Below are 16250 nucleotides of genomic sequence, written 5' to 3'. Positions count from 1 at the left end.
ATAAATCATAACCGCTAGTATACCTGTGTACAATAACCTAGGAAACTAGGATTATTTCCTCTGACGATATCCTCATAATATAGCCGGAGATATTTCGTCGTATTGCCTTCGGCGCCTTTCCCTATTACTCTATTATCAATGTTTATTATCGGCTTTATGCCTATTGCTGTGCCTGTAAAAAAAACTTCATCCGCAGAGTAAAGTTCAGATCTTGATAAACTTTGTTCATAAACAGGGATCTTTAATATGTTTGTTGCTATTTTTATAACAGTATCCCGTGTAATTCCTGCCAGTATGTTATCGGAAATGGGCGGGGTAATCAATTTATTGTTTTTTATAATAAAAATATTTTCACCTGGTCCCTCAGATACATGCCCCTTATCTGTTAATAAAATAGCTTCATCAAAACCATTCAAAATTGCTTCCGTAGTAGCTAAACCGGAGTTTAAGTATCCTCCTGTTGACTTTGCCTGAGGGGGAATAACATTATTGCCCAGACGGTTCCATGAAGATATAGAAACCCTTAAAGCCGGCTTTGGCTTATATTCTAATTTAGTGCAATACATACTTACACGATTAAAAGGATCTGCCAAACCAGGACCAATTAAATCTGCTCCTTTATAGCAAATGGGACGAATATAGACATCTTCCCGGAAATTATTCTTTCTTAATAGTTGAATCGTCCAATCAATTAAGTTGTTTATTGAAAAAGGGACTTGAATATGAAGTATATTTCCAGATTCGTGGAGACGCTTAAAATGATCATAGATGCGGAAAATATATAGCTGGTTTTGTCTTTCATTCCAAAAAGCCCTTATCCCCTCAATGCATCCCAACCCATAATTTAATCCTTTATTTCTTATGCTAACAGAAACTTGGGATTCTTCTAAAATTCTTCCCTGATCAAACACATACATTTTATTTTTTCTCCCATCAAAAGATATTATTTTATATTTATATTTAGAATCCTAAAATTTTATTTATACTTTTCATAATAATGGTGCCTGACCCCGGCTACGTTAATACGTTAATGACTTAGGGGTCAGGCACCATTTTTGAAACTGCTTCTGAGGATATTAAAATGATAGGTTTGTCTATCTTTCCTATAGGCTCTTTTCATATAGATTGTTGTTTTTGGACTCTAAAGCTTGCCCGTTGATTCCCGCTCCAGTCACTTGCTTTCCGCGGGGAGGAACGGGAGCCTTCTCGGCGTTTCACGCCTGCGGGGTCTCCCGCTCCCTCTCGTCCCGCAGGACATTGAATAAGCTTCCTCGAATAAGCACCGCACGAAGAAAATGCGAATGCATTTTCGAGGATCAAGTGCCTTCCACTCCAATCAACTCAGTAAATTAAAACTAGTTTGTAAGCAACAAAGGTTTCGAAAACAGCCTTCCTATAAAAAAGGAATTCCCAAATAGGAATTCATTTTTTGTTTGTGTTATATAGGAAGCGCAGACCTGCATTTCTTTCGGAATGAAGCAAGTTTACCACAACCGTTTACCTGCTTCTTTATTCTTTATCCGGGCCCCCGCCAAAAGTTTCGGGAATCATCGTGAAGCCTTCAATCACGGTATCTTCTTCCACCTCGATCATCAGGTAACGCTTGCCGTCAAAATGGACTTGTTTTACATATCTAAGATCCTGAGGGCTGATGGAAATGTTGGCTGCTTTTGTGCTGATTTTTATTGATTTTGAATTAAACTTGGGAAGGACGCTGTTTGCCTTTATTTCATATTTGTCATCGTCGATGATTTTTTGATAAGCGGATTGGACCTTTTCTGAATTAATATCTTCGAGACCGCTCACCTTTAAAACACGTTCAACGTCTTGATAATCCAGCTTCGGCGGTTCATCCTCTTCGTTTTCCACGATCATCCGGTTAATCTCTTCATATACGTTGGAAAGTGTTGATGTGCTTAGCTGATCTCCTGTTACGTCTTTAATAATTTCCTCGAAAACGATTTTATCATCCTGCGCCGTCATCGTTTCTTCCCCGTTTAAAACGTCCTCTATGAACTGGTGGTCGGGCTCATGGACCTTGCCTGCTGAATACAAGACGTGATTGACATCAGCTGCATGATCGGTGAAGCAAGGAAATAGGAACCCTGAAATGGGTGCTTTGAGGTTGATAATCGGATCAACAGTAAAATGATATTTAAATTCCTTTTCTACATAGTCAAAAAGCAGTTCTTTCTTCGGTTCTTGAGTGTTATTTATACTGCAAAGTATAAAGGGATGAGAATAAACGGCATCCCGTTCACTTTCCTCGGCTTCTGCATTGCGGCGTTTCATTGGTTTAAGATACTCCCCGCGAATGAACGTAACGACAATATCCTTTTCATATTGCCGGACTCCCAGCATTTTGCCGACTATCTGAAGCATTTGATCCGTCCAGCTTTCCGCATCACTGCTTAGCAATCCTTGATGCAGGATGAGCTGACTGCTGTTTTCGGCATCCCTCTGAAACTTTAATTCAAAGAGCTTTTCATCCAATTGGCCGCCAAGCAGCTTTTTGAAGTTATCCATAAATAGCTCCTGCTGATCCTGGTCCAGCATTTCAAAAGGCTGGCTCTCATAATGATAAATCTCGCTTGATTCCTTCATAATATAGACATTGAAAATATCTGAGATCTTTAGTAAGTCATTATTTAGCTTAAATTGTTTCCGAATCTGTGCGATGTCTTTTTTGTTCACGGTTAATATCCACTCCTAAGCTGCCCAATATGCATATTTACTAGAATAACAAAATACATCAGCTTTATAAATTAATCTATTTATTTTCGCTTTTTTGAAAAGAGATTTGTTAATTAATTTGGCTGGTGATTTGTGATTTGATATTTACCGGCCGGGATTAGCGCTGGCGAGGTGAATGTGGAGTGCTGATATTTTGCCTGATGATATTGGTGCCTGACCCCGGCTTCGTTAATACGTTAATGATTGGGGGGAGGCAGGCTCCTTTTCATTGAAAACAAGCATAAAAGGGGAAATGGGAGCTTACAATTATTGCAATACCTAAATGAAGGTAATAAAGTAGAGCTAAATAATCGAACTTCACCTACAAGTATGAACCCGTAGATTAATACAGCTGCAAATATATCAACATGACTCAATATAAAAAAATGGATTGTCATATAATTAGACAACCCATTTTTGCTGTTATTTATTCAATTCAACCGTTTCATTAACATCTGACGATTCAGAGCTTTGCCCTGTCATCCGTTTATAGAGAAAGGCAATCCTCTTCGTAAAATTACCAGTTTCCCAATATTCGGCTGCTTCTGCTTTTATTTTTATTAAGACAACATTAGGATCATCATAGGAAGTTTGCATAATTTTATCATATGCTTTGCTCCACAATTCCTTTTTCTTGTCTAAGTCCTCAATGATTTCCGCTTTTCCGCGGACGGAAACATAGGATTTACCTGCATAAGCCACATTAACATCCTGGTCATGTAAAATTTCATCATATTTATTCGTCTCTTTTTTCGTGAAAAACCATAAGTCCCCATCAAACTCTACTTCCTGTGTTTTCATGGGACGGGAAACAAGTCCTTCTTCAGTTACCGTGGTCAGCATGGCCGTGTCTATGTCTTTGATTAACTCTCTAAACGTTTCTATTTCTTCTTGGTTCATCCTGTTAGACATTTCCATCACCTCATAAAAGTTTTATAGAGGTATATTACCCTTTATATCAGCATTTATTCAGGTATGGCTTCACTCAAAAAAAAAGAAACTGAACAACCGAAACGTGCAGAGAAATAGTATTTTCCTAATTTAAATCTTAAAAAATAGCCAGGTTTTTATTTCGCCAGTTTGAGAGGAGCAAAAATTAGAAGCAGAAAGAAGCCCAGATAAGACTTATTCACTATATTAGAGCGACGTGTTATATTATTTCAAAGAAACTATTTAAAATATGAGGAGAAGAAAATGCACGCATTAATAATAGGAGCTACGGGAGCAACAGGCAAGGACTTGCTGGATTTATTGCTGGAAGATGATTCTTTTCATCAGGTTGATATTTTTGTCAGACGGGATCTTCCTATCCAGCATGAAAAATTAAAGGTGCATGTGATTGACTTTGATCAATCAGAACAATGGAAGCACTTGGTGAAGGGCGATGTTTTGTTTTCTTGTCTGGGAACTACCTTGAAAGCTGCGGGAAGTAAAGAAGCTCAATGGAAAATCGATTACGACTATCAATATCATTTTGCGAAAATGGCCAGAAATAACAATGTGAACACTTATGTATTAGTATCTTCGGGGGGCTCATCGCCTAATTCTCTCTTTTTTTATACAAGGATGAAGGGACAGTTAGAAGAAGCGGTAAAAGCTTTAGGATTTCCAAAGCTGTCCATCTTTAACCCGCCTGTATTGATTCGAAAAAATAGTGATAGAACCATGGAAGTTGCTGGAATGAAAGCCATACAGTTTTTTAATAAATTTGGACTGCTTCGCTCTCAGGAACCTCTGCCGACAGAAATATTGGCCCAAGCTATGATCTATTCCGTTAAAACAAAAGGAAGCGGCATTTTTACGCTTGAAGGAAAAGCGATTCGGGAATGTGCCGGAATTAAGCAATAGATCAATCAAAAAATAGATTAAGCTCCTAATAACTTTGTCCAATAAGGTCAAAGTTATTTTTTATGCTGCAATCGTTTAGAACGGGAAGGGATTATATGTTGTAGTAAAGGGAATATTTAGAACATTGGTGCTGACCTCGGCTGAGTTAATACGTTAATGACTGAGGGCAACCCCTAAAATAAACTTTTGCTAGTCCGACCCTGATTTCTTAAAAAGAAGACTTTTGCGATTTTGGAGTCTTTTTTGTTAAATTTTTTAAATCAAATGTTCCTCTAAATTCTTTTCAGTCTTTTTTAGCAAATCTTTATTTTACTCGACAACGGAATGGTGTATGGAGTGGATTTTAGAAGGAGATATTTTGGTTGTACAGATATTGTGAAGTTAAAATCCAATCAGTTTGATAAAAAGTACTTAACCATGGTATAAGTGTATAAGTAGCAGAAATATGCTGCTTTTTATTTTTGGGATAAAATGTTACCTGGTATCCCATAATGAGAGGATTTGGATTAAATTATGAAAGACAATTTTTGGCGTGAATTACCACGACCTTTTTTTATATTAGCACCAATGGAAGAGGTGACGGATGTTGTTTTTCGCCATGTGGTGAGTGAAGCAGCCAGACCTGATGTATTTTTTACTGAGTTTACAAACTCGGATAGTTATTGTCACCCTGAGGGGATTAATAGTGTGCGTGGGCGTTTGACATTTACAGAGGATGAACAGCCAATTGTAGCCCATTTATGGGGGGATAAACCTGAATACTTCCGGCAAATGAGTATTGGCATGGCGGAATTGGGCTTTAAGGGATTGGATATCAATATGGGCTGTCCTGTACCCAATGTGGCACAGCACGGGAAGGGAAGCGGCCTGATCCGTCGCCCGGAAGTTGCAGCTGAATTGATTCAGGCAGCCAAAGCAGGAGGTTTGCCGGTAAGTGTAAAGACAAGGCTTGGCTTCACGGAAGTAGACGAATGGAAGGGTTGGCTGAAACACATTTTGGAACAAGACATTGCTAATCTTTCCATTCATCTGCGTACAAGGGACGAAATGAGCAAAGTGCCTGCGCATTGGGAACTGATCCCGGAGATTAAGAAACTTCGCGACCAGGTGGCACCTGATACCCTTTTGACGATCAATGGAGATATTCCTGACCGTCAGACTGGTTTGAAGCTAGTCGATCAATATGGCGTTGATGGGGTAATGATTGGGCGCGGCATATTCCATAATCCATTTGCCTTTGAAAAGGAGAAGAAAGATCATAGCAGTGAGGAATTGCTTGACCTCTTAAGATTGCATATGGATCTCCATGATAAATATTCGCATTTAGAGCTGCGGCCGTTCACGGCTCTTCATCGCTTCTTCAAGATCTATGCCAAAGGATTTCGAGGGGCGAGTGAATTAAGAAATCAATTGATGAACACAAAGTCAACAGATGGAGTGCGTGAATTGCTTGATAAATTTTCTGCAAAGAATCTTGATGGAATAGGGAAATAGTAGAAGTGTCCATTTCAAGGTAAAAGTGAAGAACTAATATTGGTGCCTGTCCCCGGCTATGTTAAAAAGTTAATGACTGAGGGGCCAGGCACCTTTTTTGTAATTTTATACGTTGTATAGAGCACCATCGATTGTGTATGAAGATGAGCTCACATAGGAAGCTTCGTCAGACAGTAAAAATGCAATTACGTTAGCTACCTCTTGAGGTTCACCGTAGCGTTTCATTGGTACTGCATCATTATAAGCTGCTTTTGCTGCTTCTGCTGCACCTGGTGCAACGTTTTCTTCAATGTTACGCATCATTTTTGTATTAATCACACCTGGGTTGACTGTGTTCACTCGAACGTTAAATGCAGCTGCTTCTAATGCTGCAACTTTATTAATACCCATTACAGCGTGTTTAGAGGAGTTATATAAAACCATGCTTGGTGAGCCGATTAAACCAGCTACTGACGAAGTATTAACGATTGCACCTGATTTTTGTGCTTTCATGATCGGTAATACATATTTTAGACCGAAAAGTACGCCTTTTACGTTAATACCATATACGAAGTCAAAATCTTTTTCTGTCACTTCTTCAAGTGGCTTAGCTGGACCTTCAACGCCTGCGTTGTTTACAAAGCCATCTATGCGTCCAAATTTAGACATTGCTTTATCCACATAATTTTTAACATTTTCTTCTTTAGAAACATCCGCCTTTACCGCTAGGCTATTTTTTTCTGTCAAACCAAGCTCGGCTTGAACAGTTTTGATAGCGTCTTCATTTAAATCAACAAGGACAACTTTCGCCTGTTCTCCGGCCAATTTTCGTACTACTTCTTTCCCGATACCGCCTGCTGCACCAGTAACTATGACTACTTTATCTTCAAATCTTGCCATGTTTGTCTTCCTCCTTTTGTGGAAAATAAATTTGAATATATCTCGATTTCGAGATTTATAGAACACTTTAAGCATAAAACATGTGTGAAAGGACTTCAATATGCAATAATAATAAAAATGTATGATAATCAACATATGTATCCATTTTGTACGTTAAAAGTGTAAGAAGGAGCTTTAAAATGTCCATTCAGCACCCCGACAGACGTGTAAAAAGAACAAAAGAGAAGTTTAGAGAAATTTTACTATCATTAATGGAGGAGAAAAGCTTACGTGATATTACGATAACAGAGATTGTAAAGGGTGCGGATTTCAATCGCGGTACCTTTTATGCACATTATGAAAAAAAGGAAGATTTACTGGATGAGATCATTGAAGATATGTTTGATAAAATGACTGAAGCTTTTCGGAAACCATATCTTCATTTATCAGTCATAGATTTCAATGAGATACCGTCAAATTCGATTATCTTATTCGAACATTTTTTAGAGAACAAAAAGTTCTATCAGCTAATGTTCCGTCCAACAACAAACTATAGTTTTCATGAGAAAATGACAAGAAGATTGGACAAGTTATTCAGAGAAGAATTCGAATTTTTGACCACTGAAATAGACCCTGATATTGATATCGAACTTTTTAGCACCTATCGTATACATGGTATTATCGGATTGATTCTTGAATGGATTGAAAATGATTTTGCACACTCCCCTACCTACATGGGAGATCAGCTCATTCATATATTGACATTTTATACCCCAAAAATAAATATTAAAAAGAACAAAGAATGAGGAAGAAAGAGGGGTGCCTGTCCCCAAGAAGGGTGCTCCGCTGCGTTAATACGTTAGTAAATGAGGGGCAGGCACCTTTTTCATTTTATTTTTATTAATAGAAGGTAATTTCGCTTGAAAAGCGGGATTGGTATAGTGAGAAAAACAAAGTTACCTGTGAAAGATCCATTCAACTCCTTGACAATAATGAATAATTTATTTATCCTTTTAAAAAACCAAATGAACGACTCAAATTCGTATAACTCCAATAATATGGTTTGGAGGTTTCTACCAGGAGCCAAAAATTCCTGATTACGAAGAAGATACAATCTATGTATTTTCTTCGTAATCGGGAATTTTTTTTTGAAAAATTGAGGAGGTCCAACATGAATTTTTTCAGCTTGCCAAAGATTGAACTTCACTGCCATTTGGATGGGAGTGTTAGACCTGAGACGATCATTAATATCGCGAAGAGAGAAGGCATCAGTCTGCCTTCCTTTGATAAAGATGAGATGAAAGAAGAACTAATTGCCCCATTGGATTGCGAATCGCTAGATGAATATTTAAAAAGGTTCTCCATCCCTAATTTAGTGATGCAGTCAAAGGAAAATTTAAAAAGAATTACCTTTGAGCTTTTTGAAGATGCAGCAAAGGAAAATGTGAAATATGTGGAGGTTCGTTTTGCTCCATTACTTCATACGCAAATGGGGTTATCTGTAGAAGAAGTCATTCAAAGTGTGATCGAGGGAATGAAAGTGGCCGAAGAACAATTTGAAATTAAAGGAAATATCATTTTGTCCTGTATGAGGACGATGTCGGTTGAAAGTGCTTTTGAGGTCGTCGAAAAGGGTAAGATATTCCTTGGAAAAGGGGTTGTCGCAATCGATTTGTGTGCTTCCGAAGAGGAAGGATTTTGCGGAGAATTCATTGAACCGATCGCATTGGCTAGAGAATTTGGCTACAAAGTCACGATCCACGCCGGTGAGACGGGAATCGGAAAAAATGTGCTTGAAGCTGTGGAGTGTTTAGGGGCTGAAAGAATTGGACACGGTGTATTTATTAAAGACTGTGTTGAAGCATATAACATTGTAAAGGGTAAACAAATAGTTCTTGAGATGTGCCCAACAAGTAATGTCCAAACCAAAGCAGTAAACCAATTTAGTGAGCATCCAATCTACGATTTCCATAGGGATGGAATAAAAGTAACCGTTAATACGGACAACAGAACGGTATCAGATACATCCATGGCGAAGGAATGTGATCTAGTCAGTAATGTATTTGCTATGAGTGTTGAGGATTATAAACAAATTTACATGAATAGTGTGGAAGCAGCTTTTGCAGATGAGAAGACAAAGGAAGAACTAAAGAAGTATCTGCAAGATATTTAAAATAGTCTAATAACAGGAAATCGAAGTTGAGGAAAGGTGCTTGAAAAAAATAGTATAACTTAGGTTATTATACAGCATTTGGAATACCCTTTTCATGATTGGTAATTCTCCCACCTATTCACTAATGAGATCCCCTTGTAAACCTGTTAGCCTTATAAATGGCCTGTTTTTATCCTAAAAAAGACAAACAGGAGGTTTACAAATGAAAAATGTATTTACATTTGTTGTTGCAATTTCACTCATAATGGGTTCATATAATCTATTTCCTGCTGATCATTTTGATGCTGAGTCAGTCGATCAAAAGGCTGCAGAAACTTTGACATATAAAAAAGTTGAGGTCAACACGAAAGAGGCTACATCAACGGATCATCGTTTTATTAAACCTGAAGAGAAAAAGCTGCTTGCTCGCCTTGTACAGGCTGAAGCAGAAGGTGAACCGTTCGAAGGGAAGGTTGCCGTAGCTGATGTTGTATTGAATCGTGTCGAGCATGAACAATTTCCAGATACAGTTAAGGATGTTATTTACCAAAGAAATGCCTTTGAACCTGTTCAAAATGGCTCCATAAATGAACCTGCAAGTAATGAAGCAGTTCAGGCCGTTGAGACAGCTCTTGTTGAAAAGGAGAAAAACGAAGAGCTTCTTTACTTTTATAACCCTGAAACGGCTACAAGTCAGTGGATCTTTTCCCGTGAAGTTGTGAAAAAAATCGGTAATCACGCATTTGCGATTTAAAAGCGCGTACAGCATAAAAGCTGCGCGCTTTTTTGTTAGAAAGAAAATAAGATATAGCCGTCTCAAATCTAAAATGGAATAAATGGAGAGAGGAGAACAAGAACAAATTGTCTTTTCTCGGCTGCTAATACATTTGTGAATAAGGAGAGAGGTATATTTTTCAATACAAAAGGATCTATTCAGCCAAAGGGTATTATTCGCACTCTTAAATTTTTTTTTACCTTTAGCAGAAAATATCGAAAAACGGACGGCCATCTTGTGATAGCCACTTCTTGACACTTTCAAAACTTTGCACATCTTCTCCACACGGTAATTGAAGCGATTCTTAAAGATTAAGGAGTAGATTACCGATGGTCTTTCGCGAAGAAGTGCATAGCCTTTTTTAAATGGCGTTCCCCTTCTCCAGGTCCCGCATGCGTTTTTGCATGCTATGAGTTGCTGTGCTTATACAAAAAATTTAGTTTTGTTCCTTATATAACCATTATCATTGTTATACAAGGAACATTCTCATTAGTAATATAGGCAATGCCTATATTACTAATAAAAAACCGATATATATGAATATTCAGAATATTGTTGATTCCACTTGTTAGCTCTTTTATTATTAGTTTAGAAAGCGCTTTCGCTAATAAAGAAATGTGGAATGTTTATATAGCTCATAACTATTAGTTTTGTCCTATTACGGATCATAAGTAGCTATTAACCTTCTATTACTAAAAAAATAAATTTTTAAAAATATTTTTCCTAAGGGGGATGTCCTATTTGACAAATATACTTAGTGGAATAAAGGTTATTGATTTAACACAAAATGTGGCTGGGCCTTATTGTACACAGATTTTAGGTGATTTAGGTGCAGAAGTAATTAAAATAGAAAGACCTGGAACTGGCGATGATACTAGGCTTTGGGATCCACCTTCTTGGGATAATGAACCTGCAACATTTCTTGGGCTTAATCGAAATAAAAAAAGTCTATGTATTGACTTAAATAGTGTAAAGGGTCAGGAAATTGTCAGAAAACTGGCTAAGGATGCCGATGTTTTTATTCATAGTATGAAACCTGGCAGTCTAGAGTCCCGAGGATTAAGTTATGAAGATCTCTCAAAGGAAAATTACCGTCTTATATATGCTGCAATTAGCGCTTTTGGCGACGAAGGTCCTCTTAAAAATGAACCGGGCTATGATCCTTTAATTCAAGCGTATTCTGGTCTAATGAGCGTCACAGGAAATCCAGGTGATGATCCTGTAAGAGTTGGTGTATCAATTATAGACATGGCATCAGGAATGTGGGCGCTTATTGGAATTCAATCAGCCATTATTAAAAGGAATAAAACAGGTAAAGGCAGTAAAGTAACCAATAGCTTATTAGAAACCGGAGTAGCGTGGGTTAGTTTACAGCTTACTAATTATATGGCTACTGGGAAAATACCTCAAAAGATTGGAACTGCAGCTCCGATGATAGCTCCATATGAAGCATTTAGAACGAGAGACAGTTGGGTGATTATTGCAGCTGGTAATAATCGTTTGTTTAAGAATTTATGTGAAGCATTAAATATTTCCGAAGATATTTTGAAGGATTCAAGATTTATATCAAATTCAAACAGAATAAAAAATCGAAACGAATTGCATGAGAAAATTGAGAAACATACGAAGAATTTTGATAATGATGAACTTCTTCATTTGCTCCGCGAATACAAAGTACCATGCAGTTCTTTAAATACATTAGATAAAGTATATTCAGACGATCAAATAAGAGCATTAGGACTTATAAAAGAAATTGATAACTTTAGAGTAAGAGATTATCAAATTATTGATCTTCCATTTAAAATTGATGAAAAAAGAGGCGAATTTAGGCTAAATCCTCCAATACTAGGTGAACATACAGACCAAATTATGAAAACGCTTAGTTTTTCTGAGGAAGATATTCACGAATTAAGAAGCAATAAAATAATTGAGTAATTTGAGTAAAGGAGGAAGGATTATGGGATTACCAAAAAGCGTTATTCTTCATGAGGTTGGGCCACGAGAAGGCTTTCAAATTGAAGATGGACCAATCTCCACGGAACAAAAGGTCCGCTTTGTTAATGAATTAAATCATACTGGTATTTGCAGTATTGAGGTTACTTCTTTTGTAAGCCCAAAATGGGTACCTAAAATGGCTGATGCCGAAGTTTTACTTGCTAAAATCCAAAGAAGAGAACATGTATCTTATCGATCAGTGTATTTGAATATCAAAGGTCTTCAAAGAGCTTTACAAAATAATGTAACAATTGATGGAGTTCTTTTATTAACGGCCAGTAACACATTTTCTAAAAAAAATACCAACAAAGACATCGAAGAAACCCTAAAAAATATTCCAAGTTGGATAAAGGTGTATCAAGATGCTGGCATACCCGTCAACCAATTAGCCTTAATGGCAACCTTTGGGTGTAATTATGAAGGCAATATTCAACTAAGTCAAGTTATGAATATCCTAAGAAAGGCAAAGATTATTTCAGAAGAAAACGGGCAAGAAATCACAAAAATTAAGTTGGCAGACACAATGGGCTGGGCTAACCCGGAGCAAATAAAACAAACCATTTTTGCAATTAAGAATAAGTGGCCAGAGACTGAGATTTTATTACATTTACATGATACACGAGGATTAGGATTAGCGAATGCATATGCTGCTCTTCAAGAGGGAGTGAGAAATTTTGAAACTGCTGTAGGCGGATTAGGAGGATGCCCATTTGCAGCAGTCAAAGGAGCTGCAGGGAATATTTCTACAGAAGATATGGCTTTTATGTGCGAAGAAATGGGCATCGATACTGGTTTAGATCTGGAGACACTGTTATATTGTACTGATCTTGCCGAACAAATTGTAGGTCACAAACTTCCGTCTCATCTCATTAGTGGAGGGATTTTAAATAAGAAAGGCGCAAAGTTAATCAATTAATTTACTGAAATGAATACTAATTAAGGAGGATTTTGAATTGGATTTTGAGTTAAATAGATTACAAGAAGACATCATTTTAGCAGTCCGTGAACTTTGCTCAAGATTTGGACTTGATTACTGGAGTAAATGCGACGAAGAAGTAAAATATCCTGAAGAATTTGTGTTAGCTATGAGTGAGGCTGGTTGGTTGGGTGCTTTAATTCCAGAAGAATACGGAGGATCTGGTTTAGGAATTACAGAAGGAGCATTAATATTACAAGAAATAAATCGATCTGGTGGGGCAGGTGCCGCTTGCCATGCCCAAATGTATACAATGGGTTCCGTTCTTCGTCATGGAAGTGAGGAGCAGAAAAGAAAATATCTCCCTAAAATAGCTGAGGGAACTTTAAGATTACAGGCGTTCGGGGTAACAGAACCTGATGCGGGGTCAGATACCACTAAAATCAAAACATTTGCTAAAAAGACCCAAAATGGTTATGTCATAAATGGTCAGAAAATTTGGACATCAAGGTATCAACACTCCGATATGATCCTCTTAATAACTCGAACTACACCGATCGAACAAGTTAGCAAAAAAACAGATGGAATGAGTTTATTCTTAATCGATACAAGAGAAGTAGGGAACGCCATTGAAGCAAAGATAATTGATACAATGATAAATCACGAAACAAACGTTTTATTTATAAACGATTTGGAAGTTTCTAATGATGCTTTAATAGGAGAAGAAGGCAAAGGATTTTATTATTTATTAAGCGGGCTAAATGCAGAAAGAATACTAGTCGCGAGTGAATGTATCGGGGATGGAAAGTGGTTCGTAGACCAGTCAGTAAAATATGCAAATGAACGAGTAGTTTTTAATCGGCCAATTGGTAAAAATCAAGGTGTGCAGTTCCCAATTGCTAAAGCACATATGTCTGTACAGGCTGCTGATACGATGGTTTTAAGAGCTGCTACTAAGTTTGATCAGGGCTTACCTTGTGGGCCTGAAGCAAATATCGCTAAATATTTGGCTTCTGAGGCCGCTTGGGAAGCGGCAGATGTAGCTATGACTACTTTTGGAGGCTATGGTGTAGCAAAGGAATATCACATTGAAAGGAAATGGAAAGAAACCAGGCTATTCAGAACAGCTCCAATTTCTAATAATCTAGTTATGAGTTATGTGGCGGAACATGTGCTTGGATTACCAGATCCTATTAAAAATGAGGTGGTACTTTTGGTTCAAACTCTTAATTTGAATTTTTCTGGTGAGAATGATGAAATTTTAATTATCACACTTAATCGCCCAGAAGTAATGAATGCTATGAATACACAATTAATAACAGAATTACTAAATACATTTAGAGAAAATGCCTATAATGATAACTTGCGTTGTGTAGTTATTACTGGGGCTGGTGACAAAGCCTTTTCCGCAGGTGGAGACTTAAAAGAAAGAAATGGTATGACCAATGAACAATGGCGTCATCAACATCATTTAGCAGAGGATTTATTTCTAGCAGTAAAAGATTTCCCTGTGCCAGTCATTGCTGCAGTGGAAGGATACGCATTTGCTGGAGGTTGTGAATTGGCATTAGTTGCAGATTTTATTATAGCATCGGAAACTGCAAAATTTGCTCTAACTGAGGTAACAAGGGGAATTATGCCTGGTGGAGGCGGTCTGCAAAATTTGCCAAGAGCGATTGGTGTTCGCAGAGCAAAGGAACTCATTTTTACCGGTCGATCAATCGACTCAAAATTGGCATATGAATGGGGACTTATTAACACTATCACTGCAAAAGGAAAGGCACTTGAAGAAACGATTACCGTTGCAAAGCAAATTGTAAATAGTGCACCAATTGCTATTAAAATGTCAAAAACCTCCATGAGCAGGGGAACAGAAGTTGATTTCCACACAGGTTATGTATTAGATATTGCAGCTTATAATGTTTTAGTTCCAACAGAGGATCGTTTAGAGGGTATAAAAGCATTTAATGAAAAAAGAAAACCACAATGGAAAAACCGATAGGGGGTTTAAGATGACGACTAGTTTACTAAATAAAATTACTAGTTTTGTAGGTTCGGCCAACTATGAAAATCTTCCTGAAGATATGAAGAAAATTTCGAAATTAGCCATTATCGATACTGTTGGCGTTGCTTTAGCCGGATGGAATGAACCTTGCGTTCAGACATTAAGGGATATTTATACAACCAGGACAACAGAAGATGAGAATGCATCGTTATGGGGAGGACCTCAAAGAGTTCCATTAGAATATGCCGCTCTTATTAATGGAACAGCCACCCATGCCCTAGATTTTGATGACGTAACCCCTACTGCTTTAGCACATCCAAGTGCTCCTATAGTAGCAGCTATTATTCCCTTAACAGAGTACTTAGGAAAGTCTGGAAAAGAATTAATTACCGCATATTCAATCGGTGTTGAAGTAATGATCAGAGTTGGTCAAGTTATGGGAGTAAGACATTATGACCTTGGTTGGCATGCCACCAGTACATTGGGTACAGTTGGAGCTGCAAGCGCATGCGGATATCTTTTGCAGCTTACAGAAGAAAAGCTGTCTAATGCGATTGCAATTGCCTGTTCAATGGCAGGAGGTCTACAGAAAAATTTTGGTACTATGGTAAAACCCTTACATGTTGGATTGGCAGCCCAACACGCTATTCAGGCAACTTGGATTGCAAAGAACGGATTTGCTGGTAATAAAGAAGTTTTTGGTACAAGAGGGTTTTTCAATGTTTTTGCCGGAAATAAGGATTGGGAAGTATTTCAAAAGAAATCAGAGGAAATCAGATTTGGAAACCCCTACGATTATCAGGTCAGTGGTTTATCAGTTAAAAAATTCCCATGTTGTTATGCAACCCATCGCTTTATTCAAGGTGTCTTAGGTATGAGAGAAGAATTTCAATTAACATTGGATGAAATTCAAGACATTCATGTTTTAGTTCCTCCTGGAGGATTAATGCCGCTCATTCATAAAAGACCTACCACAGGGTTACAGGGGAAATTTAGCGCTGAGTATACATGTCTAGCTGCTTTAGAAGACGGAAAAATTAATTTACAAACATTTTCAGATTCAAATGTTCAACGGAAAAAAATTCAAAGATTATTATCAACAGTAAAACCTAAAGAAAATGAAGGTGATGCAACAGAGGGCCAGGTGATGGACGAAAAACCAGTTCAAATAATAATTAATATGAGGAATGGCGAAAAATTTGAAAAATTAATTTTTCATGCTCCAGGGTCAAAAAGCCAACCATTAAGTCTAGAAGAGTATCAATCTAAGTGGTTGGATTGTTTACAATACTCTTTTAGCTTCTTAAACAATCCAGACATTTTAGCAAAAGAAAAAATAATAAACTTATTCCAACAAGCAGTAAGTATGGAAGATTACATTCAAATTAAAGACTGGATATATGACATAAATGACCTGTTTAATATCAGATATTCTGAAAGGATGTAAGACAATTTCTAAAAATAGGGGGACGTA

General features: G+C 37.4%; 13 protein-coding genes and 1 riboswitch. Of the genes, 9 read left to right on the top strand and 4 right to left on the bottom strand.

Going from position 1 to position 16250, the window contains the following annotated elements:
- Positions 1 to 14: 14 nt before the first annotated feature.
- The 3 genes from AC3ZVC_RS20315 to AC3ZVC_RS20305 all read right to left on the bottom strand — a co-directional run bounded on the left by AC3ZVC_RS20315 (position 15) and on the right by AC3ZVC_RS20305 (position 3645).
- Positions 15 to 917, bottom strand: a complete 903-nt coding sequence (locus tag AC3ZVC_RS20315) for a branched-chain amino acid transaminase (protein WP_490064987.1) — start codon at positions 915 to 917, stop codon at positions 15 to 17.
- Between the two features lie 592 nt (positions 918 to 1509).
- On the bottom strand, positions 1510 to 2694 hold the full coding sequence (locus AC3ZVC_RS20310; protein WP_490064986.1) for a DUF4317 domain-containing protein: 1185 nt from the start codon (positions 2692 to 2694) through the stop codon (positions 1510 to 1512).
- 462 nt (positions 2695 to 3156) lie between these two features.
- Entirely contained in the window at positions 3157 to 3645 is a 489-nt protein-coding gene (locus AC3ZVC_RS20305) for a pyridoxamine 5'-phosphate oxidase family protein (RefSeq protein ID WP_490064985.1), read from the bottom strand.
- A gap of 282 nt (positions 3646 to 3927) precedes the next feature.
- On the opposite strand from AC3ZVC_RS20305, the gene AC3ZVC_RS20300 reads away from it, so the two are divergent.
- Both AC3ZVC_RS20300 and AC3ZVC_RS20295 read left to right on the top strand, forming a co-directional pair.
- Entirely contained in the window at positions 3928 to 4581 is a 654-nt protein-coding gene (locus tag AC3ZVC_RS20300; RefSeq protein ID WP_490064984.1) for an NAD(P)H-binding protein, read from the top strand.
- A 513-nt stretch (positions 4582 to 5094) separates the two neighbouring features.
- The gene (locus AC3ZVC_RS20295; RefSeq protein ID WP_490064983.1) at positions 5095 to 6075 is read left to right on the top strand and encodes a tRNA dihydrouridine synthase; all 981 of its coding nucleotides are present in this window, start codon (positions 5095 to 5097) and stop codon (positions 6073 to 6075) included.
- A gap of 105 nt (positions 6076 to 6180) precedes the next feature.
- Here the strand turns inward: AC3ZVC_RS20295 and AC3ZVC_RS20290 are convergent, their stop codons facing one another.
- Complete coding sequence (locus AC3ZVC_RS20290) at positions 6181 to 6954, bottom strand: SDR family NAD(P)-dependent oxidoreductase (protein WP_214726615.1); 774 nt, start codon at positions 6952 to 6954, stop codon at positions 6181 to 6183.
- Positions 6955 to 7133: 179 nt separating this feature from the next.
- On the opposite strand from AC3ZVC_RS20290, the gene AC3ZVC_RS20285 reads away from it, so the two are divergent.
- From AC3ZVC_RS20285 to AC3ZVC_RS20255, 7 genes are all read left to right on the top strand, one after another.
- Positions 7134 to 7739 (top strand): TetR/AcrR family transcriptional regulator, encoded by a 606-nt coding sequence (locus AC3ZVC_RS20285; RefSeq protein WP_490064982.1) that lies wholly within the window; start codon positions 7134 to 7136, stop codon positions 7737 to 7739.
- Positions 7740 to 7953: 214 nt separating this feature from the next.
- Positions 7954 to 8053, top strand: a riboswitch (purine riboswitch).
- Between the two features lie 51 nt (positions 8054 to 8104).
- A complete protein-coding gene (gene add / locus AC3ZVC_RS20280) occupies positions 8105 to 9106 on the top strand; it encodes an adenosine deaminase (protein WP_490064981.1) in 1002 nt (333 codons plus the stop codon).
- Positions 9107 to 9308: 202 nt separating this feature from the next.
- Positions 9309 to 9839 carry a cell wall hydrolase gene (locus tag AC3ZVC_RS20275; RefSeq protein WP_490064980.1) on the top strand — a complete coding sequence of 177 codons (531 nt, stop codon included), beginning with the start codon at positions 9309 to 9311 and terminating at the stop codon, positions 9837 to 9839.
- A 762-nt stretch (positions 9840 to 10601) separates the two neighbouring features.
- Positions 10602 to 11795, top strand: a complete 1194-nt coding sequence (locus tag AC3ZVC_RS20270) for a CaiB/BaiF CoA transferase family protein (RefSeq protein ID WP_490064979.1) — start codon at positions 10602 to 10604, stop codon at positions 11793 to 11795.
- A 22-nt stretch (positions 11796 to 11817) separates the two neighbouring features.
- On the top strand, positions 11818 to 12771 hold the full coding sequence (locus AC3ZVC_RS20265) for a hydroxymethylglutaryl-CoA lyase (RefSeq protein WP_490064978.1): 954 nt from the start codon (positions 11818 to 11820) through the stop codon (positions 12769 to 12771).
- 37 nt (positions 12772 to 12808) lie between these two features.
- Positions 12809 to 14773: an enoyl-CoA hydratase-related protein gene (locus AC3ZVC_RS20260; protein ID WP_490064977.1), complete on the top strand. Its 1965-nt coding sequence runs from the start codon at positions 12809 to 12811 to the stop codon at positions 14771 to 14773.
- Positions 14774 to 14783: 10 nt separating this feature from the next.
- Positions 14784 to 16223 carry an MmgE/PrpD family protein gene (locus tag AC3ZVC_RS20255; protein ID WP_490064976.1) on the top strand — a complete coding sequence of 480 codons (1440 nt, stop codon included), beginning with the start codon at positions 14784 to 14786 and terminating at the stop codon, positions 16221 to 16223.
- The last annotated feature ends 27 nt before the right edge of the window (positions 16224 to 16250 follow it).

Source organism: Cytobacillus sp. C11.1 (genome assembly GCF_058145115.1).
This window is presented reverse-complemented; position numbering and strand designations above follow the sequence as displayed.